This is a genomic window from Microbacterium xerophyticum, from assembly GCF_053543555.1.
On record NZ_JBLVOB010000006.1, the window covers coordinates 653,020 to 679,997 of the forward strand.

Annotated in this window: 23 protein-coding genes; 5 read left to right on the forward strand and 18 right to left on the reverse strand. The window is 67.5% G+C overall.

Annotation, left to right across the window (positions count from 1 at the left end):
- The first annotated feature begins 407 nt into the window (after positions 1 to 407).
- Positions 408 to 1,019: a vitamin K epoxide reductase family protein gene (locus tag ACNPNP_RS09845; RefSeq protein WP_448965841.1), complete on the forward strand. Its 612-nt coding sequence runs from the start codon at positions 408 to 410 to the stop codon at positions 1,017 to 1,019.
- A gap of 84 nt (positions 1,020 to 1,103) precedes the next feature.
- On the opposite strand, the gene ndk is transcribed toward ACNPNP_RS09845, so the two are convergent.
- From ndk to ACNPNP_RS09870, 5 genes are all read right to left on the reverse strand, one after another.
- Positions 1,104 to 1,520, reverse strand: coding sequence for a nucleoside-diphosphate kinase (gene ndk, locus ACNPNP_RS09850; protein ID WP_448965842.1), 417 nt, complete (start codon positions 1,518 to 1,520; stop codon positions 1,104 to 1,106).
- Between the two features lies 1 nt (position 1,521).
- Entirely contained in the window at positions 1,522 to 1,947 is a 426-nt protein-coding gene (locus ACNPNP_RS09855; RefSeq protein ID WP_448965843.1) for a DUF4233 domain-containing protein, read from the reverse strand.
- A complete protein-coding gene (locus ACNPNP_RS09860; protein WP_448965844.1) occupies positions 1,944 to 3,296 on the reverse strand; it encodes a bifunctional folylpolyglutamate synthase/dihydrofolate synthase in 1,353 nt (450 codons plus the stop codon). Before ACNPNP_RS09860 ends, ACNPNP_RS09855 begins: the two co-directional genes overlap by 4 nt.
- Positions 3,293 to 6,649 (reverse strand): isoleucine--tRNA ligase, encoded by a 3,357-nt coding sequence (gene ileS / locus ACNPNP_RS09865; protein WP_448965845.1) that lies wholly within the window; start codon positions 6,647 to 6,649, stop codon positions 3,293 to 3,295. Before ileS ends, ACNPNP_RS09860 begins: the two co-directional genes overlap by 4 nt.
- 296 nt (positions 6,650 to 6,945) lie before the next feature.
- Positions 6,946 to 7,782, reverse strand: a complete 837-nt coding sequence (locus tag ACNPNP_RS09870) for an endonuclease domain-containing protein (protein ID WP_448965846.1) — start codon at positions 7,780 to 7,782, stop codon at positions 6,946 to 6,948.
- 235 nt (positions 7,783 to 8,017) lie between these two features.
- On the opposite strand from ACNPNP_RS09870, the gene ACNPNP_RS09875 reads away from it, so the two are divergent.
- The gene (locus ACNPNP_RS09875; protein WP_448965847.1) at positions 8,018 to 8,665 is read left to right on the forward strand and encodes a pentapeptide repeat-containing protein; all 648 of its coding nucleotides are present in this window, start codon (positions 8,018 to 8,020) and stop codon (positions 8,663 to 8,665) included.
- A 15-nt stretch (positions 8,666 to 8,680) separates the two neighbouring features.
- Here the strand turns inward: ACNPNP_RS09875 and ACNPNP_RS09880 are convergent, their stop codons facing one another.
- From ACNPNP_RS09880 to ACNPNP_RS09895, 4 genes are read right to left on the reverse strand one after another with little or no spacing between them, the layout of a single operon-like run.
- Positions 8,681 to 10,180 (reverse strand): dipeptide ABC transporter ATP-binding protein, encoded by a 1,500-nt coding sequence (locus ACNPNP_RS09880; protein ID WP_448965848.1) that lies wholly within the window; start codon positions 10,178 to 10,180, stop codon positions 8,681 to 8,683.
- Positions 10,177 to 11,043, reverse strand: a complete 867-nt coding sequence (locus ACNPNP_RS09885; RefSeq protein WP_448965849.1) for an ABC transporter permease — start codon at positions 11,041 to 11,043, stop codon at positions 10,177 to 10,179. The genes ACNPNP_RS09880 and ACNPNP_RS09885 overlap by 4 nt, the downstream gene beginning before the upstream one ends.
- Positions 11,040 to 11,993 (reverse strand): ABC transporter permease, encoded by a 954-nt coding sequence (locus tag ACNPNP_RS09890; protein ID WP_448965850.1) that lies wholly within the window; start codon positions 11,991 to 11,993, stop codon positions 11,040 to 11,042. Before ACNPNP_RS09890 ends, ACNPNP_RS09885 begins: the two co-directional genes overlap by 4 nt.
- Positions 11,994 to 12,000: 7 nt before the next feature.
- A complete protein-coding gene (locus tag ACNPNP_RS09895; RefSeq protein ID WP_448965851.1) occupies positions 12,001 to 13,620 on the reverse strand; it encodes an ABC transporter substrate-binding protein in 1,620 nt (539 codons plus the stop codon).
- Between the two features lie 169 nt (positions 13,621 to 13,789).
- On the opposite strand from ACNPNP_RS09895, the gene valS reads away from it, so the two are divergent.
- Together valS and ACNPNP_RS09905 are read left to right on the forward strand one after the other, a co-directional pair.
- Positions 13,790 to 16,378, forward strand: coding sequence for a valine--tRNA ligase (valS, locus tag ACNPNP_RS09900; protein ID WP_448965852.1), 2,589 nt, complete (start codon positions 13,790 to 13,792; stop codon positions 16,376 to 16,378).
- Positions 16,378 to 16,593, forward strand: a complete 216-nt coding sequence (locus tag ACNPNP_RS09905) for a hypothetical protein (RefSeq protein ID WP_448965853.1) — start codon at positions 16,378 to 16,380, stop codon at positions 16,591 to 16,593. Before valS ends, ACNPNP_RS09905 begins: the two co-directional genes overlap by 1 nt.
- A gap of 12 nt (positions 16,594 to 16,605) precedes the next feature.
- Here the strand turns inward: ACNPNP_RS09905 and ACNPNP_RS09910 are convergent, their stop codons facing one another.
- Both ACNPNP_RS09910 and ACNPNP_RS09915 read right to left on the reverse strand, forming a co-directional pair.
- Positions 16,606 to 16,839: a hypothetical protein gene (locus ACNPNP_RS09910; RefSeq protein WP_448965854.1), complete on the reverse strand. Its 234-nt coding sequence runs from the start codon at positions 16,837 to 16,839 to the stop codon at positions 16,606 to 16,608.
- Positions 16,836 to 17,453 (reverse strand): ArsR/SmtB family transcription factor, encoded by a 618-nt coding sequence (locus tag ACNPNP_RS09915; protein WP_448965855.1) that lies wholly within the window; start codon positions 17,451 to 17,453, stop codon positions 16,836 to 16,838. The genes ACNPNP_RS09910 and ACNPNP_RS09915 overlap by 4 nt, the downstream gene beginning before the upstream one ends.
- Positions 17,454 to 17,532: 79 nt before the next feature.
- Between ACNPNP_RS09915 and ACNPNP_RS09920 the strand changes: the two genes are divergently transcribed.
- A complete protein-coding gene (locus tag ACNPNP_RS09920; RefSeq protein ID WP_448965856.1) occupies positions 17,533 to 19,584 on the forward strand; it encodes a M3 family metallopeptidase in 2,052 nt (683 codons plus the stop codon).
- Between the two features lie 96 nt (positions 19,585 to 19,680).
- Here the strand turns inward: ACNPNP_RS09920 and ACNPNP_RS09925 are convergent, their stop codons facing one another.
- The 7 genes from ACNPNP_RS09925 to ACNPNP_RS09955 all read right to left on the reverse strand — a co-directional run bounded on the left by ACNPNP_RS09925 (position 19,681) and on the right by ACNPNP_RS09955 (position 26,945).
- Positions 19,681 to 20,790 (reverse strand): epoxide hydrolase family protein, encoded by a 1,110-nt coding sequence (locus ACNPNP_RS09925; protein WP_448965857.1) that lies wholly within the window; start codon positions 20,788 to 20,790, stop codon positions 19,681 to 19,683.
- A 34-nt stretch (positions 20,791 to 20,824) separates the two neighbouring features.
- Entirely contained in the window at positions 20,825 to 21,364 is a 540-nt protein-coding gene (locus tag ACNPNP_RS09930; protein WP_448965858.1) for an NUDIX hydrolase, read from the reverse strand.
- Positions 21,361 to 22,629 carry an ATP-dependent Clp protease ATP-binding subunit ClpX gene (gene clpX / locus ACNPNP_RS09935; protein WP_448965859.1) on the reverse strand — a complete coding sequence of 423 codons (1,269 nt, stop codon included), beginning with the start codon at positions 22,627 to 22,629 and terminating at the stop codon, positions 21,361 to 21,363. Before clpX ends, ACNPNP_RS09930 begins: the two co-directional genes overlap by 4 nt.
- A gap of 82 nt (positions 22,630 to 22,711) precedes the next feature.
- Complete coding sequence (locus ACNPNP_RS09940; protein ID WP_448965860.1) at positions 22,712 to 23,563, reverse strand: aldehyde dehydrogenase family protein; 852 nt, start codon at positions 23,561 to 23,563, stop codon at positions 22,712 to 22,714.
- The gene (locus ACNPNP_RS09945; protein WP_448965861.1) at positions 23,560 to 25,002 is read right to left on the reverse strand and encodes an aldehyde dehydrogenase family protein; all 1,443 of its coding nucleotides are present in this window, start codon (positions 25,000 to 25,002) and stop codon (positions 23,560 to 23,562) included. Before ACNPNP_RS09945 ends, ACNPNP_RS09940 begins: the two co-directional genes overlap by 4 nt.
- A 9-nt stretch (positions 25,003 to 25,011) precedes the next feature.
- Positions 25,012 to 26,013 carry a deoxyribose-phosphate aldolase gene (deoC, locus tag ACNPNP_RS09950; RefSeq protein ID WP_448965862.1) on the reverse strand — a complete coding sequence of 334 codons (1,002 nt, stop codon included), beginning with the start codon at positions 26,011 to 26,013 and terminating at the stop codon, positions 25,012 to 25,014.
- On the reverse strand, positions 26,010 to 26,945 hold the full coding sequence (locus tag ACNPNP_RS09955) for a sugar-binding transcriptional regulator (RefSeq protein WP_448965863.1): 936 nt from the start codon (positions 26,943 to 26,945) through the stop codon (positions 26,010 to 26,012). Before ACNPNP_RS09955 ends, deoC begins: the two co-directional genes overlap by 4 nt.
- Between the last annotated feature and the right edge of the window lie 33 nt (positions 26,946 to 26,978).

Here is a 26,978-nt window from a genome sequence, read left to right on the forward strand (position 1 = left end):
GGGCGCCGCGACCGTGTCCGGCGCGGAGAGCGTCTCCTCCGGTGTTACCGGAGCCTCCGTGTGCGCGTCGAGGGTAGGGGTGTTGTTGTCATTGTTCTCATCGGCCATCTCTGGCTAACTCCCTGCGCGGAGCACCGGGTGCTCCGCGAAATCTCATGCGACACCCGCGGGTGCCGCGAACTCACTCGGTTTGCGACCGGCTCATGGCTCTGATCGCGAGGGGCATTGGACCCCGAAGTCTGCGTCGATGCGTTTTGCGGCGGCGCCGCGCGATGCATCAGATGTCATTATCGCACCTTGTTGAGCAGTTCGCGGCATCCGCTCACTTCTGCGCGGCGGAGCGCGTACGGGTTCGCCCGGTGCGGCGGGCCTGGGGATCCATAGGATCCGCTGAGATAATCGCACTCATGAGCGAGCAGCGCACCCGCCCCGTCGGCTTCGGAATCTGGCTGATCATCGCCAGTGTGATCGGCTGGTGGGCCGCGTTCCAGCTCACCGTGGAGAAGTTCGCGCTGCTGGAGAACCCCCAGGACGCGCTCGCCTGCGATCTCAGCCCCTTCATCCAGTGCAGCACGAACCTGCAGTCCTGGCAGGGGGCTGTCTTCGGATTCCCCAACCCGCTGATCGGCCTCACCGGATGGATGGCGCCGCTCGTGGTGGGCGTGGCCGTTCTCGCCGGCGCCCGCTTCCCGCGGTGGTTCTGGGCCCTTTTCGGTGCCGGCATCACCTTCGCGTTCGGGTTCGTCTGCTGGCTGATCGCGCAGAGCCTCTACGACCTGTTCGTGCTGTGCCCCTGGTGCATGGTGACGTGGGCGGTGACGATCCCGACCTTCTTCGCCACGATGGTGCATCTGCTCCGCAACGGCACTTTCGGCGGTTCCGAGAAGACGCGCGATCGCGCGGGGCGTCTGATGCCATGGGTTCCGCTCGCCACGATCCTCGCCTTCGCACTCATCGTGCTGATGGCGCAGCTGCAGGGACTCGACTTCCTCGGCGAGATGGCGAAGATCCTGTTCTGAGGCAGCAAGGCCCCACGACGAAGCCCGCCGCCTCCTGCGCAGGAGCACGGCGGGCTTCGCGTTTCGGGCTGAGCCCGTTGAAGGTCAGTCGAACCAGATTCCGAGCTCGCGCGCGGCGGACTCGGGGCTGTCGGAGCCGTGCACGAGGTTCTGCTGCACGGCGAGGCCCCAGTCTCGGCCGAAGTCGCCACGGATCGTGCCCGGCGCGGCACTCGTGGGGTCGGTGGTGCCCGCGAGCGAGCGGAACCCCTCGATCACGCGGTTGCCCGCCAGCCGGATCGCCACGGACGGGCCGGACATCATGAACTCGAGCAGCGGCTCGTAGAACGGCTTGCCCTCGTGCTCGGCGTAGTGCTCGGCGAGCACGTCGCGGTCGGGCTCGACCAGGCGGATGTCGACCAGTGCGTACCCCTTCGCCTCGATGCGGGCGAGGATCGCGCCGGTGAGGCCGCGGGCGACGCCGTCGGGCTTGACGAGGACGAGTGTTTCTTCGGTGGCCATGTCAATCGCTCTCTGTGTGAGTATCGGTTTCTTCGGTCAGTCGGCTCTGCTCCGCCGGACGTCGTGCGTCCAGACGGGCCCCCATGATCGTCGCATACGCCCACATGCCGCCGAAAACCAGCACGACGAGCAGGATGGCGGGCACGAAGAACGCGGACAGCGCCACGATCACCTGCAGCGCCCAACCGGCGCTGATCGCCCAGGGCCTGGTGATCATCCCGGCGACGGCCACCATCGCGAGCGCCACGATGACGCCTCCGATGATCGCCCACCACTGCGGCAGGCCCCACGGCAGGGAGTTCAGGCCGAAGATCGTGAGCCCGACGAGCAGCACGACGATGGCTTCGAATCCCAGCACGATCGGGGCGAGCTTCTGCACCAGCGTGCGCGGCGCACGGGCCGGTCGCGGCGCGGGGGCGTCGCTCATGCGCGCCACCCCGACTTCCAGTCCTCTTCCTCCGCCAGCGCGATCGCCTCGCCTGCCAGCACGATGGACCCTGCGATCACGACGGCGCGACGCTCCGACGTGGCGGCCCACTCGCGCGCCGCGTCCGCGGCGTCGGCCAGTGAGGGGTGCACGGATGCGCGGTGCCCTGAGGCCTCGACGAGGTCGGCGATCGCGTCGGCGTCGCTCGCGCGCTCGGTCTCGGGCGCGGTCGCGAACACGTGAGCCGCAGCCGGTGCGAGTTCGGCGATGATGCCCGCGGCATCCTTGTCGGCGAGGATGCCCAGTACGAGCCCCCACTCGTCGAAGTCGAAGCTGTCATCGAGCGACTGGGCCAGCGCCTTGGCGCCATGCGGGTTGTGGGCCGCGTCGACGACGACCGTCGGCGCGATTCCCAGCAGCTGGAGTCGTCCAGGAGAGGTCGCCCCCTGCAGGCCCTCGGTGATGATGTCGCCCGCGATGTGCTGAGAGCCCGCGCCGATCAACGATTCGACGGCCGCCACGGCGAGGGCCGCGTTGTGCCCCTGATGCGCGCCGTACAGCGGCAGGTACTCCTCGACGTAGGCGCCGGCGAGGCCGCGTATCGTCAGCAGCTGGCCGCCGACCGCGAGCTTCTGCTCCGTCAGGCCGAATTCATCGCCCTCGAACGCGATCGTCGCATTCTTCTCCGCGGCGGCCCCGCGCAGCACCTCAGCGGCCTCTGCGGGCTGCTGGGCCGACACCACGGCGGCGCCGTCCTTGATGATCCCGGCCTTGACCTCCGCGATCGCAGTGATCGTGTCGCCGAGCCTGTCGGCATGATCGATGGCGATCGGCGCGAACACGGCGACGTCTCCGTCGGCGGTGTTCGTGGAGTCCCACGAGCCGCCCATGCCCACTTCGAGCACGAGGACGTCGACCGGAGCATCCGATGCCGCGACGAACGCCAGCACCGTGAGCAGCTCGAAGAACGTCAGGGGCGCATCGCCGGCCTTCTCGAGCTCGGCATCCACGATGGACACGAAGGGCTCGATCTCGTCCCACGCATCGGCGATCGCGCCGTCCTCGACCGGTTCGCCGTCGATCATGATCCGCTCCGTGAAGCGCTCCAGATGCGGGCTCGTGAACAGCCCGGTGCGCAATCCGTGGGCGCGCAGCAGGCTCTCGATCATCCGAGCGGTCGACGTCTTGCCGTTGGTACCGGTGATGTGGATGACCCGGTACGTCTTCTGCGGGTCGTCGAGGAGTTCGAGGATGCGTGCGGTGCGCTCCTTGCGCGGCTGCACCCACCGTTCCCCCGCCCTGCTCAGCAGCGCCTCGTAGACGGCGTCTGCGCGTGCGCGGTCGTTCATGCGGATGCTCCTTCGATGTGGGAGTCGATCGTCACGATGATCGCCGACTTGTCCGACCCGAGCGCGGTGGCCCCGGTGCGGAACACGCCGTCGCCGGGGTTGGTGACGTCCTTCACCAGCTCGTCCATGTCGTCCGTCGGCTGCACGGCGAAGGCGATGGCGAGCGTCTCCCCCGCGATCAGGTCGGCGTGCGAGCGCAACGCGTCGGCGTTCTCCGGCGAGACGTTGAGCGCCAGCACGATGCGGTCGCTGACATCGAGACCGGCGTTCTTCCGAGCCTCCTGCACGACGCGGATCGCGTCACGGGCCATGCCCTCGGATTCGAGTTCGGGCGTGGTCTGCGTATCGAGCAGCACGAAGCCGCCGCTCGGCACGATCGCGAGCGCCTCGCCCTCCGGCCGTCCAGTCGTCTCGAGCGCGAGCTCGTACTCGGCGGGCTCGAGCGCGATGCCGTCGACGATGACCGTTCCGTCCTTCTCCTCCCAGAGCCCGGCCCTGGCGCCGGCGATCACGTGCTGCACCTGCTTGCCCAGACGAGGTCCTGCCGCACGAGCGTTGACGCTCAGCCGGTGGCTGATGCCGTACTCGACCGCCGCCGTATCGGTGAGCTGCACGAGCTCCACCGACTTCACGTTCAGCTCGTCGCGGAGGATGTCCTCGAACTGGCCGAGCGAACCGGCCAGAGGCGAGACGACGCTGAAGCGCGCGAGCGGCAGACGCACGCGCAGCTTCTCCTTCTTGCGCAGGGCGTTGCCGACGCTGGAGAGCTCGCGCACAGCATCCATTGCGCCCTGGATGTCATCCGCGGCGGGGAAGGCGTCGGCATCCGGCCAATCGGTCAGGTGCACGCTGCGCCCGCCGGTGAGCCCCTGCCACACCCGCTCGCTGATCAGCGGTACGAGAGGTGCGGCGACGCGGGTGAGCGTCTCGAGCACGGTGTACAGCGTGTCGAACGCCTCGCGGCTCTTTGGGTCGTCGGTCACGCCGGTCCAGAACCGATCGCGCGAGCGGCGGATGTACCAGTTGGTCAGCACCTCGGCGAAGTCGCGGAGGCGAGCGGATGCCGTGGTCGAGTCGAGCCCTTCGAGATCGGCGCGTACCTCTCGGGCGAGGTCGCCGGTGCGCGCCAGGATGTACCGGTCGAGCACGTCGGTCGAGTCGGTGCGCCACTCGGCCTCGTAGCCGCCGTCCGAGGCGTTCGCATACGTGGCGAAGAAGTACCACGAGCTCCACAGCGGCAGCAGGAACTCGCGCACGCCGGCGCGGATGCCCTCCTCCGTGACGGCGAGGTTGCCGCCGCGCAGCACGGAACTCGACATCAGGAACCAGCGCATCGCGTCGGATCCGTCGCGGTCGAGCACTTCCGAGACGTCCGGGTAGTTGCGCAGGGACTTCGACATCTTGTAGCCGTCGCTGCCGAGCACGATGCCGTGGCAGCTGACGCCGGTGAACGCCGGCCGGTCGAACAGGGCGGTCGACAGCACGTGCATCAGGTAGAACCAGCCACGGGTCTGCCCGATGTACTCGACGATGAAGTCGGCGGGTGAGTGCGAGTCGAACCACTCCTGGTTCTCGAACGGGTAGTGCACCTGCGCGTACGGCATCGATCCGGAGTCGAACCAGACGTCGAAGACGTCCTCGATGCGCCGCATGGTCGACTTCCCGCTGGGGTCGTCGGGGTTGGGTCGCGTCAGCTCGTCGATGTACGGCCGGTGCAGGTCGACCTCGCCCTCCGGGTTGCGCGGAAGGGTTCCGAAGTCGCGCTCCAGATCTTCCAGCGAGCCGTAGGCGTCGACGCGAGGGTGCTCAGGATCGTCGCTCTTCCAGATCGGGATCGGCGAGCCCCAGTAGCGGTTGCGGCTGATCGACCAGTCGCGCGCGCCCTCGAGCCACTTGCCGAACTGACCGTGCTTGACGTTCTCGGGCACCCAGGTGATCTGCTCGTTGTTCGCGAGCATCTTGTCCTTGATGTCCGTCACTCGGATGAACCAGCTCGAGACGGCCTTGTAGATCAGGGGGTTCCGGCACCGCCAGCAGTGCGGGTAGGAGTGCTCGTAGCTCGCTTCACGGACGAGGCGGCCCTCGTCCTTGAGCTGACGGATGAGCGGACGGTTCGCGTCCATCCACAGCTCGCCGGCGACATCGGTGACGTTGGGCAGGAAGCGCCCGCCGTCGTCGAGCGAGATGATCGTGGGGATACCGGCCGCCCCCGCCACGCGCTGGTCGTCCTCACCGTAGGCCGGAGCCTGGTGGACGATGCCCGTGCCGTCCGTGGTGGTGACGTAGTCGTCGGCGAGGATGCGCCAGGCGTTCTCGGTACCGTAGGTCTCGGTGTCGGCGTAGTAGTCGAACAGCCGGTCGTAGGTGACGTCCTGCAGCTGCGCGCCCGTGACGGTCGCGTCGACGGCGGCCACGGCATCCGCTGCCGACTCGTAGCCGAGGTCCTTGGCGTAGCCGGCCAGCAGGTCGCGCGCGAGCAGGTAGCGATGAGCCGATGCCTCGACCGTCTCGCCCTCGTTGTGGACGTCCGCAGCTCCGGCAGGGCCAGCGGGAAGGACGACGTACTCGATCTCCGGCCCCACGGCGAGCGCGAGGTTGGTCGGCAGCGTCCACGGGGTCGTCGTCCACGCGAGAGCGCGCACCCCGGTGAGACCGAGCGACTCGGCCTTCGCGCCGGTGAGGGGGAACGTGACGGTGACCGAAGGGTCCTGACGCATCTTGTAGACGTCGTCATCCATGCGCAGCTCGTGAGCGCTGAGCGGAGTCTCGTCGCGCCAGCAATAGGGCAGCACTCGGTAGCCCTCGTACGCGAGGCCCTTGTCGTACAGGGTCTTGAACGCCCAGAGCACGCTCTCCATGTAGTTCGTGTCGAGCGTCTTGTATCCGCGCTCGAAGTCGACCCAGCGCGCCTGGCGGGTGACGTAGTCCTGCCACTGGTCCGTGTAGGTGAGCACGGACTCGCGCGCCTTCGCGTTGAAGACGTCGATGCCCATGGCCTCGATCTCGCTCTTCTCGGTGATGCCGAGCTGCTTCATGGCCTCGAGCTCAGCGGGCAGACCGTGCGTGTCCCAGCCGAAGACGCGATCGACCTTCTTGCCGATCATGGTCTGGAAACGCGGGAAGAGGTCCTTGGCGTATCCGGTGAGCAGGTGGCCGTAGTGCGGCAGACCGTTGGCGAACGGAGGGCCGTCGTAGAAGACCCATTCCTCGGCGCCCTCGCGCTGGGCGATGGATGCGCGGAACGTGTCGTCCTGCTCCCAGAAGTCGAGCACCTCGCGCTCGATCTGCGGGAATCGAGGGCTGGGGACGACATCGGCGGCCGGGCCGAAGGATGAGGTTCTGGGGTAGGTCATGTGTGCTCGCAGTGCTCGTGGCGGATGCTCCGTGCGAGGACGATCCTCTCGGACCGCGGTACCACCTCGCGTGCGGTGCCTCACGGCACTGCCACTCTCACTGCGGCGATGACGGGCCTGCCCCGCTCGGTTCTACTGGGCCTTGCGGCTGTTCTTCCGAGAGCTCCCCGGTGATGGCCGGATCAACGCGTGTGCATCCATTGTACGCGGCGGCACGCGGCGTGCGGTGCGTCGCAGTTGTGCGCTTCGCTCGGAAGAATCCGCGAGATCTCTGCGAGTGGAGCGCACATCTGCGATCAGGCGGCGAGGTGCATGCCCTGCGCCACTGCGCGCATGATGACGTCCTGCACATGCTCCCACTCGTTCATGACCTGCTGATAGCCGACGCGGATGACGTGATACCCCATGAGTCGCAGCTCGGCATCGTGCCGATTGTCCTCGTTTCGCTGTGCGCCGACGTGCGTGCCGCCGTCGATCTGGACGACCAGACGCGCCCCGATCAACACGTCGACTCGGTGCCCGTGGATCCAGGTCTGGACACGGATCGGCAGGCGCAGCCAGCGAAGCCTCGGTCGCAGGTACGTTTCGAGCCCGGCATCCGCGAACGGCGTGGCCTGGTCGAGGATGCGACGAGCGCGAGGCTTCCACGTGAATCGGCGCAGCGACTCCAGCGTCACGAGATTCTTGTTGAGCGCCGACTCCCAGGTCGCAAGCGCCTGTTCGAACGGTTCGCACGCGCTCACGGCGGCGAGTACGTTCTCGATCGGGTCCACGAGCGCGTCCGGATGCCGTGGCACGACAGGCGTGAACCAGTGCACGACCATGTCCTTCGGCTTATGGCCTGCGCTGCCAGGGGTTGCCGCAGCATGGAGTCGGGGGCTCCGATCGTGAACCCAGAGCCCCAACCGCCGCGCCTGCGTGACACAACTGAGCACCACCCCGGCTCGTACTGCCCGGAGCAGATCAGCATCCGTCCCGGGGATCGCGAGCCATCCCCGGATCGGCCTGTTCAGAAGGCCCGCGCTCACCGCTGCGTCGATCTCACGTCGGCTGTAACCCCGGTCACGCACCGTCGACGCGCGACAGATGCCTCCGCGCTCGCGCACTTCCTTCGCCACCTGGTTCACCCGCATACCGGCAGATCCTGTCAGCTGTGCACCGTGCGGCGCCCTGGTGATCGCGTGATCTGTGCACCACGTCGTGGTCCGCGCTGCTGTGCAGGCAGAGTCGTCTCATACCCGTGCCTCGCAGATGTGACCTTCAGTCGCAGAGATTCAAGGATTCGCTGTGGCTGAAGCGCACAACTGCGAACGAACGCGTGCGGCTGAGGCGTCGTGCCGTGTCCGCGCCACCCCATACGCTCGAGGAGTGCCCCGCTCCGACTCCCCCGCCGCTCCTCGTGTCTCCGCCCCTGACATCCCGCCCCATCTCGCCGATGCCGCGCCCGCACGCAGTGCAGATCTGCTGGCCGCGCGGCTCGACCTCGCCGGCACGGTCGACCTCGCCTACGCCTCGCTCGAGCAGTGCGTCATCGCCGCTGACGCCGACGGCGTCGATCTGGTCGGTGCCACGATCCTCGATGTCGAGATGACCCGGGTTCGCATCGCATCGCTGAGTCTGCGCAACTCCGGCATCCGCCGCCTGCGCATCTCCGGCGGCCGCATAGGAACCCTCGACCTCAGCGGTGCCCGCATCGATGAGCTCGAACTGCGCGATCTGCGCGTGGACTACCTCAACCTCGGCGGTGCGAAGGGCACCGATCTGCTGTTCGCCGGATGCACGATCCGCACCCTCGACATGCCGCAGGCCGAACTCAGCCGCGTGCTCTTCGACGACTGCCGCAGCGACGAGATCGACCCGCGTGGGCTCAGGGCGAGCGACGTCGACCTGCGCGGACTCGACGCCATCGCGTTCACGGACACGAACGGCCTTCGCGGCACCACGCTCACCACGTTCCAGGTGCAGCAGCTCGCCCCGGCCCTGGCCGCCGGGGTCGGCATCCAGGTCGCGGACTGAGATCGAAACGGGTCATCACCGCCCCGCGGCGAGCAGTTCCTGAGTGAACGGATGCTGCGGCGCAGCGAACACCGCGGCGACGGGCCCCTGCTCGACGACCACCCCGTCCTGCATCACGAGCACGTCGTCGGAGACCGCGGCGACCACGTCGAGGTCGTGCGAGATGAAGATCATGGTCAGCTCGCGATCGCGCTGCAGACGTCCGAGCAACTTCAGCACCTTCTCCCGCACCGACGGGTCCAGCGCGGATACCGGTTCGTCGAGCACCAGGACGTCGGGGTCTGCGGCGAGCGCCCGAGCGATCGCCGCACGCTGCCGCTGCCCGCCTGACAGCGCGGCGGGCCGACGTCGCGCGAGCACGGGGTCGAGCCCGACCTCCGTCATCAACTCCGCGACGCGGGCGGCCCGGGCTGCACGCGGCACGCCGCCCGCCTCGAGCGCCTCGCGCAGTGACCGCCCGACGGTCCAGCGCGGATCGAACGCGCCGAGCGGATTCTGATGCACGAGCTGCACTCGATGCGCACCCGGTCCGCCGCTCCAGCGCAGTTCTCCCGAGTCGGGCCGGTCCACACCGACGATCATGCGCGCGAGCGTCGTCTTGCCCGACCCCGACTCCCCCACGATCCCGAGCGTCTGCCCCTGAAGCAACGTGAACGACGCGCCGTCGACCGCCGGAGCACCCGCGAACGCCTTGGACACCTCGACGCCGGTGAGCACGGCATCGCCGAGCCCGAATCGATCGGCGCGCGGGGCGTGCGTCGTCGCGGTGATGAGCTCACGGGTGTACTCGTGCTGCGGTGCACTCAGCACCTCGGCCGCCGATCCCTGCTCGACGACGCGCCCCGCCCGCATCACGAGCACGCGGTCCGCGACCCGCCGCACGGCCGCGATGTCGTGAGTGATGAAGATCACCGCGGTGCCGGCGTCCGCGATCGAACGCAGCAGCGCGAGCACCCGCGCCTGCACCGTGGCGTCGAGAGCCGTGGTCGGCTCATCCGCGACGAGCACCGCTGGCTCACCGGCGAGCGCGGATGCGATCAACGCCCGTTGCCGCAGGCCGCCCGAGAGCTCATGGGGGTACTGACCGGCCCGGCGCGCAGCATCCGTCATCGACACCGACTCGAGCAGGTCGATCGCGCGTTCGCGGCGCTCGCGTCGCGAGAGGCGCGTGTGGATCGCGAGCGGTTCGGCCACCTCTGAACCGACGCGCCGTAGCGGATCCAGCGACACCAGCGCGTCCTGCGAGACCAAGCCGACACGGTTGCCCCGCAGGTCACGCCACTCGCTCTCCGAGAACGCGCGCGCGTCCACGCCGTCGATGCTCAGCACGTCTGCGGTGACGCGTGCCGAGTCAGGCGTCAGTCCGAGCAGGGCGGATGCGGTGATCGTCTTGCCCGCGCCGGACTCCCCGACGATCGCCACGCACTCCCCTGCGGCGACCTGGAACGAGACGCCGTCGACGAGCAGCATCCCCTGCACCGTCACCGACAGCCCCTGCACGACGAGTGCGCTCATCCCGCCCTCCCCTCGGCGCTGGCCCGCAGGCTGCGGCCGACGATGGTCGCCGACACCACCGTCAGCGTGATCGCGACACCGGGGAACACCGCGATCCACCATGCCGTGCCGAGCACGTTGCGTCCACCCGAGAGCATGAGTCCCCATTCGGGCGACGGTTCGGTCGGTCCGAGTCCGAGGAAACTGAGGCCGGCGGCCGCGAGGATGCTGGAGCCGATCCCGATCGTCGCCAGCACGCTGAGTGAGCCGAGCACTCCGGGGACAACGTGCCGGACGAACGCCCGCATCGGCGGCACCCCGAGAATGCGCGCGGCCTCGACGTGCTCGGCGAGGGAGAGCGAGCGCGTCTGCACCCGCGCGAGCCGCACGTACACGGGCACGGCGGCGATCGTCACCGCGATCGCGACGTTGGTCGGGCCCGGTCCGAGGATCGCGACCACCACGAGCGCGACGAGGAACTCAGGGAAGGCGAGCAGCACGTCCGTGACGCGCATGACCGTGGCATCCACCGCCCGCGGGGCGATGCCGGACAACGCGCCGACGACGAGGCCGATCACCAATGCGAGCGCGGTGGCGAGCAGTCCGATGCCCACCGAACGCCCTGCGCCGTGGACGACGCGCGAGAACACGTCGCGTCCGCTCTGATCCGTGCCGAACAGGTGCGCCGCGCTGGGCGGCGCCAGCGCCGCCCGCACATCCGTGCGCAACGGGTCCTGCGTCGCGACCAGCTGCGGGAACAGTGCCATGACGGCCACGACGGCGAGGATGGCGAGCGCCGCCCACAGCAGCGCGCGCCGCGGGCCGGTCCCGCGCGACGACACGCGCACGCGCCGATCGATGTCCGCACGAGCAGAAACGCTCATGTCCGCACCTCCCGTACCCGCGCCTCGACCGGTCGCATCCGAGGGTCGAGCACCGGATAGAGCAGTTCGACGATGAGATTGACGACGACGAACACGAGCGCGCTGAACAGGATGATCCCGGTGATGACAGGGAGGTCGCGGTCGGTGATCGCCGACAGCGTCACCCGCCCGAGGCCGGGCCTGGCGAACACCGTCTCCACGAGCACCGCGCCTCCGAGCAGCGACCCGACCAGATAGGCGGCGAGGGTGAGTGCTCCTGCAGCACCGTGGCGCAGCGTGTGATGCGCGGTGAGCCGCACCTGTCCTGCTCCGCGCGCCCGCACGGTCATCGCCCACGGCTGCCGCTCGGCCGCCTCGATGCCGTCGCGCAGCACCTGGCCGAGCAGAGCAGCGACGGGCAGTGCCAGGGTGACCGCCGGCAGGATGATCGTGGCCGGGTTGCGCGTACCGGAAACCGGGAACCAGCCGAGGCCGAACGCGAACACGCTGAGCAGCAGGATGCCGATCCAGAACACCGGTGAGGACAGCACGACCAGTTCGACCCCTGCGACGATTCCGCGCGAGACCCGTCCGCGGGCGAACAGCGCCACGGCGAGGGCGAGCACCACCGCGATCACGAGCGCGAGCGCCGTCAGCTGCACCGTCGCACCGAGCTGCCGACCGATCACCTCGGTCACCGGCATCCGCAGCTGGTACGACTCGCCCAGATTTCCCTGCAGCAGTTGCCCCAGGTACGAGAAGTACTGCTCCAGCGGCGGGCGGTCCAGCCTCAGCTCGGCACGGATGCCGTCTTTGACCGCCTCACTCACCTGGGCCTGCGGCCCCAGCATCACCGAGACCGGGTCGCCCGGGATCACCCTGAAGGCGAGGAAGGCGAGCGTCGCCGCGCCCCACAGGACGATGATGACGGATGCCGCGAGTCCTGCGATCCGGGCGAGCAGAGGCTTCACGACCGGATCAGCCGACCGTGACCTCGTAGAACAGCGGGCGCCCGTACAGGTCGTACTCGAGACCCGAGACGGTGTCGTTCACGGCGGTGATGAGCGACGGGCTGTAGAGCGGCACGATCGCAGTGTACTCAGCATTCCACTGCTGCAGTTGCTGGTAGATCGCGGCCCGCGCGTCGACGTCGCTGGTCGCGATGCCCTCTTCGAGCAGTCCGTCGATCTCCGGGTCGGCGACCTGCGAGGCGTTCTGGAATCCGTCGGTGTGCAGGTGGCTGCGCAGCAGATCGCCGTCGACGCCGGAGAAGCCCCAGTCGGTGAGGTCGAAGGTCTTGGGCCCGTACTGCTCGTTGTAGGCGCCGGGCTCGAGCACCTCTCGCACGACCTCGAAGCCGATGTCGGCGAGGTCGGACTGGATGGCGTTGGCCAGCGCCGCGTTGTCGTCGGACACCGGCGTGTACGCGATCCAACGCACCGAGAGACGCTGCCCGTCCTTCATGCGGATGCCGTCGCTGTCGCGCTCGGTCCAGCCGGCCTCGTCCAGCAGGCTGTTCGCCTCATCCTGGTCGAACGGCCGGTCGCCCTCGAGCGAGGCGTCGTATCCGGGCGTCGTCGAACCGAGGATGCTCCAGGCACGCGGGAACTGGCCGAAGAAGATCTCCTCGACGGCCGCGTCGACGTCGATGCCACGGGCGAACGCCTGTCGCACCTTCTCGTCGGCGAAGACGCCGTACTTCTCGTTCAGGTAGAGCGAGTAGGGAAGCCCGGGATACTCGTTCGAGTCGACCGCGAGCGTGTCGGGCAACTCGGCGGCGAGGTTCGGCGGGATGTTGCTGGCGAGGTCGGCCTCGCCGCTTTCCACGACGCCGGCGCGCACGGACGCCTCCGGCAGGATCTCGACGCGCAGCGTCTCGAACTGCGCGGCTTCCGCTCCCCCCGGGCCCCACGCGTAGTCGGGGTTGCGGGTGTAGACGATCTCCTGGTCGGGCGTGTACTCGGTCAGTTCGAACGGGCCCGTCCCCACTGTGACGTCGGGACCGCCGGCCTTGAGCTGATCGGCGGAGCCCTCCAGCACCGCCGGCGAGTAGAAGCCGAGCAACGGGGTGCTGGCGGCTTGCAGGAACGGCGCGTACGGCTGGCTGAAGCTGACCTCGACGGTGTGCTCGTCGATGACCTCCGTACCGGCGTAGAACTCGCCACCGAGCATGCTCTCGGCCTGGGCGGATGCCGTCTCAGGGTCGGCGATTCGATCGAAGTTCGCCTTCACCGCCTCCGCGTCGAACGGCTCTCCGTCGTGGAAGGTGACGTCGTCGCGCAGATCGAACGTGTACGTCGTGCCGTCTTCGGAAACGGTCCAGTCGGTGGCCAGCCATGGAGAGAACGAGCCGTCCGACTCCTGGAACACCAGCGAGTCGAGCACGACCCGCTGCACCATGCTCGACACGTCGAGCTGACTCGTCTGCGGGTCCATGTGCCCGGCGGACAGGTTCGCGCCCTCGATGGCCCAGATCACTTCCCCGCCGCTGTCACCGCCGGAAGAATCCGCGGGACCGGCGCAGGCGCTCAGCGTCAGGGCGGCGACCGCGGCGAGCGCGGTGATGGGCAGAATACGGCGCACGTGCGGAGTGGGCATGCGAGTCCTCAGGAAGAGTGAAGGGGGTCTCTCGATTCTAGCCCTGGTTTGTTGGACTCAGTCGATCTACGTCGGCATCCGGCCCTGACCGCCTTCGGTAGACTGGCTGTCACAACCCACACTCAGGCACGCTCACACAGTGCCGCATACATCGCGCAAGGAGACCTCCATGTCGGCAACCGTCCAGAACCAGATCCCCGACAAGCCCGCACTCGAAGGTCTCGAGGCGAAGTGGGACGGCGTCTGGGCCGAGCAGGGAACGTACCTGTTCGATCGCCTGCGCGCCGCAGAGCTCGGACGCGAAGGCGTGTACTCGATCGACACGCCCCCGCCGACGGCATCCGGTTCTCTGCACATCGGCCACGTGTTCTCGTACACGCACACCGACGTCAAGGCGCGCTACGAGCGCATGCGCGGCAAGAGCGTGTTCTACCCGATCGGCTGGGACGACAACGGCCTGCCCACCGAGCGCCGCGTGCAGAACTTCTACGGCGTGCGCGTCGACCCGACGCTCCCCTACGACCCGGACTTCACCCCGCCCTTCGAAGGCAACGCGAAGAGCCTGAAGGCCGCCGACCAGCAGCCCATCAGCCGCCGCAACTTCATCGAGCTGTGCGAGCGCCTCACCGTGGAGGACGAGAAGCAGTTCGAGGATGTATTCCGCCAGATGGGCCTCAGCGTCGATTGGACGCAGACGTACCGCACGATCTCCGACGAGACGATCCGCCAGAGCCAGCTCGGCTTCATCCGCAACCACGAGCGCGGCGAGGCGTACCAGGCGCTCGCGCCGACGCTGTGGGATGTCGACTTCCGATCCGCCATCGCGCAGGCCGAGCTCGAGGATCGCGAACAGCAGGCGTCGTACCACCGCATCGCGTTCCACAAGTCCGATGGCTCGGGTGACATCCACATCGAGACGACGCGCCCGGAGCTGCTCGCGGCGTGCGTGGCTCTTGTGGCGCACCCCGACGACGAGCGCTACCAGCCGTATTTCGGCTCGACAGTGCGCACGCCCCTGTTCGACGTCGAGGTCCCGGTGCTCGCGCATCACCTCGCGCAGCAGGACAAGGGCTCCGGCATCGCGATGGTCTGCACGTTCGGCGACGTCACAGACATGATCTGGTGGCGCGAGCTCGATCTGCCGATCCGCACGATCCTGGGCCTCGACGGTCGCGTGATCGCGGATGCTCCGGAAGCGATCGAATCGGATGCCGGCACCGCCGCTTACGCGGAGCTTGCGGGCAAGACCGTCTTCAGCGCCAGGAAGCGCGTCGTCGAGCTGCTGGAGGAGTCGGGCGAGCTGCTCGAGGTCTCCAAGCCCTTCAACCATGCCGTGAAGTTCTTCGAGAAGGGCGATCGCCCGCTCGAGATCGTCTCGACGCGTCAGTGGTACATCCGCAACGGCGCCCGTGACGAGGCACTCCGCGACCAGCTCATCGCGCACGGCAAGCAGCTGCAGTGGCACCCCGATTTCATGCGCGTGCGCTACGAGAACTGGGTCGGCGGCCTCACGGGCGACTGGCTCGTCTCGCGTCAGCGTTTCTTCGGCGTGCCGCTCCCGGTCTGGTACGGCCTGGACGAGAACGGCGAACGCGACTACGACCGCGTGCTGATGGCGTCGCCGGAGCAGCTGCCCATCGACCCGACCAGCGATGTGCCGGCCGGCTATACCGAGGACCAGCGCGGCGTCGCGGGCGGTTTCGAGGCCGAGACCGACATCCTCGACACCTGGGCCACCTCGTCTCTGACCCCGCAGCTGGCCGGTGGATGGCAGCGTGACGAGGAGCTGTGGAGCCTCGTCGCCCCGTTCGACGTGCGCCCCCAGGCGCAGGACATCATCCGCACCTGGCTGTTCTCGACCATGCTGCGCTCGACGCTCGAAGACGGCAGGTCGCCGTGGAAGCACGCCTCGATCTCCGGCTTCATCGTCGACCCCGACCGCAAGAAGATGTCGAAGTCGAAGGGCAACGTGGTCACGCCCGCAGACATCCTCGAGAAGCACGGGTCGGATGCCGTGCGCTACTGGGCGGCCTCCAGCCGCCTCGGAGTGGATGCCGCCTTCGATCCGCAGAACCCGACGCAGATGAAGATCGGCCGCCGTCTGGCGATCAAGGTGCTCAACGCGGCGAAGTTCGTGCTGTCGTTCCCGGTGCCGGAGGGCGCGCAGGTGACGCACGCGCTGGACGCGTCCATGCTGACGGCGCTCGACGACGTGGTCCGCGAGACGACCAAGGCGTTCGACGCGTTCGACCACGCCCGCGCGCTGGAGATCACCGAGTCGTTCTTCTGGGCCTTCTGCGACGACTACCTCGAGCTCGTCAAGGAGCGCGCGTACGACCAGACCCATGTCGGCCAGCCTTCCGCCGCGCTCGCGCTGCGGATCGCGCTTTCGACGCTGCTGCGCCTGCTGGCACCCGTCGTGTCGTTCGCCACGGAGGAGTCGTGGAGCTGGTTCGAAGAGGGCTCGATCCACACGGCGTCCTGGCCGGAGCCGCTCGGCACCGAAGGCGACGCCGCGGTTCTGGCTGCCGCGAGCGCCGCGCTGATCGGCATCCGTCGCGCCAAGACCGAGGCGAAGGCCTCTCAGAAGACGCCGGTGTCACGTGCGGTGATCGTCGCCCCGGCGGAGACCCTCGAAGCTCTGCGCTCCGCAGCGGACGATCTGCGTGCCGTCGGCCGCATCGCCGTGCTCGAGTTCGCGGAGGGCGACGAGCTCGCCGTCACGGAGATCGAACTGGCTCCCGTGGAGGCGAGCTGATGCAACTCGGCACGCGTTGGGCGACGGGTTCGACTGCCCCGGCATCCGTTCCCGCTGTTCTGAAGCCCGCCATCGCCGAGGTCGAGGCGCAGGGCATCACCGGCATGTGGACCCTCACGTGGCTGGAGGGCCGCCCGATCGCAGAGCTGGATGCGGGGTGGGAAGTGCTGGTCACGGCATCCGGCGAGGTCGTCGCCCGACCCTTCCAGGACTGAGCGCGCTCGACCTCAGCGCCCCATCAGACCCACCTGTGCGAGCAGGTGCTCCGTCGCCAGAGGATCGGTCCTTCGCGTCTGCTCAGCCTGGATCGCGGTGAGCATCGTCGCACGCCGGTCCTCTCGGCGCTCTGCACGCCGCGTGGCCCAGCGTGTGATCGCGGCCGCGAGGCGTATGGACGCGCGTTCGATCAGGGATGCGCCCCTCGGTACCGGGATCACCCGGGTGATGGCCACTGCGCTCACGATGCGGCCTCCTTCTTTGTCGTGAGATTCTTCAGGGGGAAGACGTCTGCACGCACGCTGACGCGGCGAACGCCTTCACCCTTCTGTCCGCGATAGGTCTCAGAAACCTCATCGATGACGGCCTCGATCCTCTTGATGAGGTCGATCGTCTGCTCAGCGGTCATGCTGATGCCGCTGGTCATCGACGAGCTCGCATCGGCCCACTCGGCCGGTTCCTTGTCGATGCGGCCGCTGAAGAACTCCATCAGTTCTTCGTGGCGACGGCGATGCACCTCCGCGACGGCGACCTGAAGCGCGGCTTCGCCCGCGGGAGAGCCTTGCACAGCTCGCGAGTCGTAGACGATGCCGCCCACCGGACGCTCCCACCAGCGTTCGCGTCCACCGTGCTCGCCGGCGAGCTCGCGAATCAGATCATGCCGCGCCAGCGCCCGCAAGTGATAGCTGGTCGCACCGGAGGACTCCCCCAGGATCTCGGCGAGCGTGCTCGCGGTCTGCGGGCCTTCCTGAGCGAGGATGTCGAAGATCCGCACCCGCAACGGGTGCGACAGGGCACGGAGAGCGCCGGCGTCCAGCACCCGGCGTTGCGGTGCGGGGGTCTTACTGTTCTCGGTCATACTGCAAAGATACCTTTGCAAGCATTTCTTTGCAAGTGATTCTTTGCATTGTTTTTCGAGTTGGCCATAGGCTCGTGGGATGACCGATGCCGTGAACCCGCTCCTGACGCCATCCGCTCTCCCTTACGCCCTCCCGGACTACGGCGCGATCCGGCCCGAGCACTACATGCCGGCCTTCCGCGCGGCGTTCGATGAGCATCTCGCCGAGATCCGGCGCATCACGATGGTGCGATCGATGCCCACGTTCGAGAACACGATGGTGCCGCTCGAGCAGTCCGGTGCAGCTCTGGATCGCATCGCGCACGCCTTCTACACGGTGAGCTCAGCCGATGCCACGGACGAGATCCAGGCGATCGACGAGGAACTCGCCCCGCTGATGGCGGCGCACGAGGATGCCATCCGCCTCGACGCGCAGCTGTACTGGCGGGTCAAGACCCTGCACGAGCAGCTCGATGAACTTGAGCTCGACGGCGAGAGCCGCTATCTGGTCCAGCGGCACTTCCGCGAGATGACGCACGCCGGAGCCGCCCTTGACGAGGAAGCGAAGTCGCGGCTCACCGCGCTGAACCAGCAGCTGTCGACACTCACGACGACGTTCGAGAAGAATCTGCTCGCCGACACCAATGACCTCGCCGTGCTGTTCGAGAACGCCGAGGCGCTGGACGGGCTCACCGACGGCGAGCTCTCGGCTGCCGCGAGGGCGGCGACCGAACGCGGTCACGATGGACGCTTCCTGATCTCGCTGCCGCTCTTCACTGGGCACCCCTACCTCGCGTCATTGACGAACCGTGAGAGCCGCCGTCTCATCATGGAGGCCTCCCGCTCGCGCGGTATCCGCGGCAACGCGAACGACAACCGCGCCGTGCTGAAGGAGATCGTCGCGCTGCGTGCCGAGCGCGCGGCACTGCTCGGCTATCCCTCGCACGCCGCCTATGTGACCGCCGACGAGACCGCCGGGACGCCGGAGGCCGTGTCGGATCTGCTTCACCGGCTCGCACCGGCCGCAGCATCCAACGCCCGTGCCGAGCAGGAGGCGCTCCAGGCGATCATCGACGAGACCGAGGAGCAGCCGTTCGCGCTGGAGGCGCACGACTGGGCCTTCTTCACCGAGAAGGTGCGCAGCGCGAAGTACGACATCGACACGGCGGCACTGCGCCCCTGGTTCGAAGCCGAGCGGGTGTTGCAGGACGGTGTCTTCCACGCGGCGACGCAGCTGTACGGCGTGACGTTCACCGAGCGTGCGGATCTCGTCGCATACCACCCTGGTGCGCGCATCTTCGAGGTGCACAACGCCGGCGGCAGTGCGCTCGGCCTGTACGTGCTCGACCTCTACACCCGCGACTCCAAACGAGGCGGGGCGTGGATGAATCCGATCGTCAGCCAATCGGCGCTTCGCGGCACCGCACCAGTCGTCGTGAACAACCTGAACGTGTCGCAGCCGGGCGATGGGCAGCCGACGCTGTTGACGCTCGACGAGGTCACGACCCTGTTCCATGAGTTCGGGCACGCACTGCATGGCCTGTTCGCGACGGTCAACTACCCGCACTTCGCGGGGACCAATGTGTTCCGCGACTTCGTGGAGTTCCCGAGCCAGGTGAACGAGATGTGGATCCTGTGGCCGGAGGTTCTCGACAACTATGCGCGCCACTACGAGACGGGCGAGCCGCTGGATGCGGCTATCGTCGAGCGGCTGCGCGCGACAGAGGCGTTCAACCAGGGGCACGACACGAGCGAGTACCTCGCCGCGGCATGGCTCGATCAGGCGTGGCACCGGGTGGGCACCGATGCGCAGATCGGTGATGTCGCCGCGTTCGAGGCGGCCGCACTCGCAGAGATCGGGCTCGACAACACCGCGGTGCCGACGCGGTACTCCTCCACGTACTTCGCGCACGTGTTCTCCGGCGGCTACAGCGCGGGGTACTACTCGTACATCTGGAGCGAGGTGCTCGACGCCGACACCGTGGAATGGTTCCGCGAGAACGGCGGTCTCACGCGCGAGAACGGCGATCGCTTCCGTGCACGCTTGTTGGGGGTGGGCGGCTCGAAGGATCCCCTTGAGGCGTACCGCGACTTCCGGGGCCGCGACGCCGAGATCGCGCCGCTGCTCACCCGCCGGGGACTCGGGGGGTGAGCACCGGGGCGCTTCCTTCGCAGATGTGCATCAGCCTCGCAGAGATTCGGGGATAGCCTGCGAAGATCGTGCAGATCTGCGACCGACGGTACGCGTTCAGGCGGACAGCAGCCCGAGTTCACGAGCGAAGTCACGCATCCTGGCAGCCATCGCCTGCGGTACCTCAGCGACCGCGAAATGTCCGCCCTCCGGCATCCGATCGAATGAGCGCAGGTCGCGGTAGAAGCTTCGTGCGACACTCTCGGGATAGTCGTGCTCGTGCCGCTGGATGGCGATCGCGGCCGGCACCTCGACCGGCGGTATCCGTTGATCTTCTTCGGCATCGAAGTATCGCCTGAACGACGTGGCGATGCTCTGCGTCGACCAATAGATCATCGCCTCGGTGAGGATGCGGTCACGGGAGATCCTGTGCTCGAGCACTTCGGGTCGTCCCGTCGGCGTGTCACTCCACTCGACGAGCTTCTCCACCAGCCACGCCAGGAGCCCCGCCGGAGAATCGTTCAACGCCGCAGCAAGTGTGTCGGGGCGCGTCCCCTGAATGTGCCCATAGGCGCCGTGCGGCCCGCCGCTCGCCGACAGCCGGTCGAAGAAGGCACGTGCCGCCGGATCCTCGACCCCTGCCCGCTCCTCGTCGGTGCCGAAGTGCGCATGCGTCGCGAGGATGCCGTGCACGTGCGCCGGATACGTCGCAGCGATCAGATCGCTCACATTCGCAGAGATGTCTTCGCCGTACGTGAGATAGCGCTCATAACCCAGCACGTCGCTCATCAGCGCGTGCATCAATCGGGCCATCACGGACTCCGTCATCGTGCCGTCGTACGGTGCGGAGAACGCGAAACCCGGCATGCTCGGAACGACCACGTGGAAATCCGGAAGCAGTCGGGCGAACTCGAGCTGCAAGGCGAACGTGTGCGGCCAGCCGTGCATCACCAGCAGCGCCGGAGCATCGGGGCGCTCAGATCGCAAGTGGGCGAAATGCACGTCGGTGCCCTCGACGTCCGCGATGAACTGCGGATGCTGATTGAGCCACTCCTCACGGGCCGGCCAGTCGAACGTGCTCCACGAATCGACCAGTTCGCGAAGGTATGCCGCATTCATCCCGGTCGCGGGGCGCCGCGGTGAGTCGGGCAGCAGGCGCGAGCGTGACAGGCGCTGACGAAGATCGACGATGACATCTTCGGGAACCGAGACTCGGAAGCTGCGCATGCGCTCACCCTAGAGCCCGTCTCGGACATCAATGTCAGAGGTACGGCAGTGCCTTGAACCAGGTCAGCTGATGATAGCTCTGCTGCAGGTGCTCCCCCAGACCCTCGAACGGCATCACGCGAACGTTGATCAGCTCCGTGTCATCCAATGACTGCCCCGCCACTTGCGCGCAGTCGACGGCGAGGAAGTGATGGACGCGGTTCGTATGATTGCCGAAGTTCGCCCACGTCGCGCCGAGAGCGATCACTTTGTCGGCGATATACCCCGTCTCCTCGAGGAGCTCCCTTGCCGCAGCATCATGCGGATCCTCAGCGACTTCGACTGCACCGCCGACGGTGCCCAACGCGACGATTCCTGCGCCGTGGCGGTACTCCTCCACAAGAACCGCGTCGCCAGCGACGTCGACGGCGAGCACCGAGATCCATTCGTGCGGCTCGAGCACATAGAACGGCGAGATCGTGCGTCCGGCAGCATCCACGCATTCGTCGGCGCGCAACCGGATCCAGCGGTCGTCGACGATCGTCCTGCTGGAGATCGTCCGCCATGGTTCGGGACTGCGGCCCGCCGCGCTCACGCGCTCTTGCGCTTGCGCTCCATCACGACCGTAGGCGGCGCACCCTCATCGACCGCCGCACGAGTGACGACGACCTTCTTGACGTCTTCGGCCGACGGGATCTCGAACATGATCGGTCCGAGCACGTCTTCGAGGATCGCGCGGAGCCCGCGGGCACCCGTCTTGCGCTCGACGGCCAGGTCAGCGATCGACCGCAGTGCGTCTTCGTCGAACTCGAGCTCGACGCCGTCGATCTCGAACATGCGCTGGTACTGCTTGACGAGTGCGTTGCGCGGTCCGGTGAGGATGTCGATCAGTGCGGCCTGGTCGAGCGGCGAAACCGAGGCGATGATCGGTAGACGCCCGATGAACTCGGGGATCAGCCCGAACTTGTGCAGGTCTTCGGGCAGCACTTCGCTGAACAGATCGAGATCCTTCGACTTGTCATGCAGCGGAGCGCCGAATCCGACCCCGTGCTTGCCGACGCGTGCGGACACGATGTCTTCGAGACCTGCGAAGGCGCCGGCGACGATGAACAGCACGTTCGTCGTGTCGATCTGCAGGAATTCCTGGTGCGGGTGCTTGCGTCCGCCCTGCGGCGGTACCGAGGCGGTGGTGCCCTCGATGATCTTGAGCAGCGCCTGCTGAACGCCCTCGCCCGACACGTCTCGCGTGATGGAGGGGTTCTCGGCCTTGCGGGCGATCTTGTCGATCTCGTCGATGTAGATGATGCCCTGCTCGGCGCGCTTCACGTCGTAATCCGCGGCCTGGATGAGCTTGAGCAGGATGTTCTCGACATCTTCACCGACATAGCCTGCCTCGGTGAGTGCCGTCGCATCCGCGACCGCGAAGGGCACGTTGAGTCGCTTGGCTAGGGTCTGGGCAAGATACGTCTTGCCGCAACCGGTCGGACCGATCATCAGGATGTTGCTCTTGGCGATCTCGACCTCGTCGGCCTTCTGCTCAGCGAGCTGCAGCGTGCCGTGCGCGCGGACGCGCGTGTAGTGGTTGTACACGGCGACCGCGAGCGAGCGCTTCGCGGAATCCTGACCGACCACGTATTCCTCGAGGAACGAGAAGATCTCGCGGGGCTTGGGCAGATCGAAATCTGCGACGCCCGCGGCGGACGACTCCGCCATGCGCTCTTCGATGATCTCGTTGCACAGCTCGACGCATTCGTCGCAGATGTACACACCGGGGCCAGCGATCAGCTGCTGGACCTGCTTCTGGCTCTTTCCGCAGAACGAGCACTTGAACAGGTCAGCGCTTTCACCGATTCGGGCCATGCGCATCCTCCTTGGAGAGCCTGAGAGACATCTTCGAGCCTAACCTCTCCATCAGACACTGGACCGCATTGGCGCGGTCCGATCACACCATGCTCTTCGGGTGCCACACCGTCTTCGTCTCGGTGAACGCCGCGATCCGCTCCGGCGAAGCCGTCACCTCACCGGGCGTGAGCACGCGCTTGAGCGTGTCGGCGGCCGCGATCTGCAGGTCGACCCAATCCAGCCCGTCAGCGCCGGCGAGGTCGAGCGCGTTGACGTCGGCATGCGACGCGAGCCACGGTGCGATCTCCGCAGGCGAGCCGGTGAGAACATTCACGACGCCCCCTGGCACATCGCTCGTCGCGAGCACCTCAGCGAAGCTGATGGCGGAGAGCGGATGCTGCTCGCTCGCGATCACGACGACGGCGTTGCCTGCGACCAGAGCGGGAGCGACCACCGAGACGAGTCCGAGCAATGCCGATCGCTGCGGCGCGACGATGGCCACGACCCCGGTCGGCTCCGGCACCGAGATGTTGAAGTACGGGCCTGAGACGGGGTTGGCGTCTCCTGCGACCTGGGTGTACTTGTCGCACCACCCCGCGTACCAGACCCAGAGGTCGACAGCCTCATCGACCTGTGCCCCGGCGGCTGCGGCTGATACGCCCTCCTGAGCCACGATCTCGTCGACGAACTGCGCGCGTCGGCCCTCGAGCACTTCTGCGACGCGGTAGAGCACCTGCCCGCGGTTGTACGCCGTCGCGCCGGACCAGCCCTTGACCGCCGAGCGAGCGGCGACCACGGCATCCCGAGCGTCCTTGCGAGAGCCTTTGGCAGCATTCGCGAGGAATGCGCCCTTGCTCGAGAGCACCTCGTAGGTGCGACCCGACTCGCTGCGCGGGAACTTTCCGCCGATCGCGAGCTTGTACGTCTTCGGAACAGTCAGTCGCTTGCTCATGCCGAAGCCCCCTTCAGGTATGCGGTGAGACCGTGTCGGCCGCCCTCGCGGCCGTATCCGGATTCCTTGTAGCCGCCGAACGGACTCGCAGGGTCGAACCTGTTGAAGGTGTTCGCCCACACGACACCGGCGCGCAGCTGGTCGGCGACGGCGAGGATGCGCGATCCCTTGTCGGTCCAGATGCCGGCCGAAAGGCCGTACGGCGTGTTGTTCGCCTTGGCGATCGCCTCGGCGGGGGTACGGAATGTGAGTACCGACAGTACAGGACCGAACACCTCGTCGCGGGCGATGCGGTGGGATGCTTCGACGCCGGTGAAGATCGTCGGAGCGAACCAGAACCCCTTGTCGGGGATGACGCAGTCGGCCGTCCAGCGCTCGGCGCCTTCGGCTTCGCCGATGTCGCTGAGTTCGCGGATGCGATCGAGCTGCGCGGCGGAGTTGATGGCGCCGATGTCGGTGTTCTTGTCGAGCGGGTCACCGAGACGGAGCGTCGACAGTCGCGCCTTCAGGCGGTCGATGACCTCATCGTGGATCGACTCCTGCACGAGAAGCCGGCTGCCGGCGCAGCACACGTGCCCCTGGTTGAAGAAGATGCCGTTGACGATGCCCTCGACGGCCTGATCGATCGGCGCGTCGTCGAACACGATGTTCGCCGCCTTGCCGCCGAGCTCGAGCGTGACCTTCTTGCCCGTACCCGCGACGGCGCGGGCGATGTCGCGCCCGACGCCGGTCGACCCCGTGAAGGCGACCTTGTCGACATCCGGGTGACGCACGAGGGTCGCTCCGGTCGAACCGGCGCCGGTGACGATGTTGACGACACCGGCGGGAAGGTCGGCCTGCTGCAGGATCTCCGCGAAGATGAGCGCGGTCAGCGGCGTCGTCTCAGCGGGCTTGAGGACCACCGTGTTCCCCGCGGCGAGAGCCGGTGCGATCTTCCACGCGAGCATCAGCAGCGGGAAGTTCCACGGGATGATCTGCCCCGCGACACCCAGCGCACGCGGATCCGCACCGAGACCGGCGTGATCGAGCTTGTCGGCCCAGCCCGCGTAGTAGAAGAACCACGATGCGACGAGCGGCACGTCGACGTCGCGGCTCTCCTTGATGGGCTTGCCGTTGTCGAGGCTCTCGGCCACGGCGAGTTCGCGAGCGCGCTCCTGCACGAGACGGGCGATGCGGAAAAGGTACTTGCCTCGGTCGCGACCGCTCATCTTCGACCACATCTTGTCGTAGGCACGGCGGGCCGCGGCGACGGCGCGATCGATGTCCTCGTCCGAGGCTCCGGCGATCTCTGCGATGTGCGATTCGTCGGCCGGGGAGATGGTCGTGAAGCTCTTGCCCGACCCGTCGACGAACTCGCCGTCGATGAACAGCCCGTAGCTGTCGCGCAGGTTCAGGATCGCCTTCGATTCGGGCGCCGGGGCGTATTCCAGGAATGACATGTCTGGTCCTCAGTCGATCGTGACGTAGTCGGGGCCGGAGTAGTGGCCGGTGGTCATCTTCTGCCGCTGCAGCAGCACATCGTTCAGCAGGCTCGAGGCGCCGAATCGGAACAGATGCGGCTGCAGCCAGTCCTCCCCCGCGGTCTCCGCGACCGTGACGATGTACTTGATGGCGTCCTTGGAGGTGCGGATGCCGCCGGCCGGCTTCACACCGATCTTCTCGCCGGTCGCCCGGTACCAGTCGCGCACGGTCTCGAGCATGAGCAGCGTGGTGGGCAGCGTGGCCGCGGGCTGCACCTTGCCCGTGGACGTCTTGATGAAGTCGCCGCCCGCGAGGATGCCGAGCCACGATGCCCGCTTGATGTTGTCGTAGGTGTTGAGCTCACCGGTCTCGAGGATCACCTTGAGCGAGGCGTAGCTGCCGTCCTCACGGCGGCACGCCTCCTTCACTGCTGAGATCTGATCGAACACGAGTCCGTAGCGCCCCGAGAGGAACGCTCCTCGATCGATCACCATGTCGATCTCGTCGGCGCCCGCGGCGACCGCCTCAGCGGTGTCGGCGAGCTTGATCGCGAGCGAGGAGCGGCCGCTCGGGAACGCCGTCGCGACCGCGGCGACCGAGATCTTTCCGTCGTCGGGGTCACCATGCAGCGCGCCGAGGGCGTCGATGGCGTATCCGACCATGTCGCCGTATACGCAGACGGCCGCGACGAGCGGTGTCGCCGGGTCACCGGCATCCGGTGTCTTCGCCTTGGCCACGAGCGAACGTACCTTGCCGGGGGTGTCCGCACCCTCGAGGGTGGTGAGATCGATCAGTGAGATGATCTTGTCGATCGCCCATGCCTTCGACGTCGTCTTGATCGAACGGGTGCCGAGTCCTGCTGCGCGCTGCTCGAGACCGGTCGCGTCCACGCCGGGCAGTCCATGCAGGAATCGACGCAGAGTGGCATCGTCGGGCTCTCCGCCCAGCACATCCACCGCAGTGCGGCGGGTGAGTTCTTTGGTCGTCATCGTTCCTCCAACAATGCTCGGGCTGTGTTCTCATCGGTGACCAGAACGCTGCAAAGGCCGCTGGTCACGACTGTACGCGTGATGTCATGTTTCGGGGCGCCGGCGGTGACGAAGATCGCCTGCTTCGCTGAGCGCAGGCGATCGAGGTCGACGCCGACCGTGCGTGCGTCGAGCTGCGGATCGACGATGTTGCCGTCCGCGTCGACATATCGGCCCAGCACGTCTCCGACGGCGCCGCGCCGAGCAAGCTCCTCGACGTCGGCGGCGGTCAGATAGCCGTTCTCGACGTGGGCGGATGACGCGTCAGCGGGGCCGGCGGAGAAGAGGTAGGTCTGTGCGGCCGCGGCGTGCTCGAGGATGGCGGAGACGGTGCGATCCGACTCGATCGCCTGCTTGGTCTCGACGCGTTCGAGGATCGCGGGGCTCGGCAGCAGCGTGGCCTGGCCACCGGCGCGCTGGGCGATCGTCATCGCGAGACTCGCTGCCCCTCCTGAACGCCGGTTGAGGCTCACACCGCCGTTGAGCTGCACCACCGTCACACCGTTCGCCCATCCGTCGGGCAGCGCCTCTGCGACGGCCGTCAGCGTACGGCCCCAACTCACGCCCAGCGTGCGCGGTACCGGGCGAAGAGCCGTGAGGTGGTCCGCTGCGGCCTGAGCGACGCGATCGAGCGTGGCGCTCTCGTCGTCCGGCATCGGCACGATGACGGCATCCACGAGACCGAAACGCTCGGTCAGCTCGCGCTCGAGGCCGAGTCTGCGTGCGCGCGGATGCACGATCTCGATCCGCACGATGCCCTTCTCACGTGCCTGCGTGAGGAGCCGTCCCACCTTCCACCGTGAGATCTTCAGGAGGGCGCCGATCTCGTCCTGCGTCTTCGCCTCGTCGTAGTACAGCTCGGCGACTCGCACAGTGAGCAGGTCTTCATCCACGGCATCCTCCCTTCCTCGTCCAGCGTACGCGTG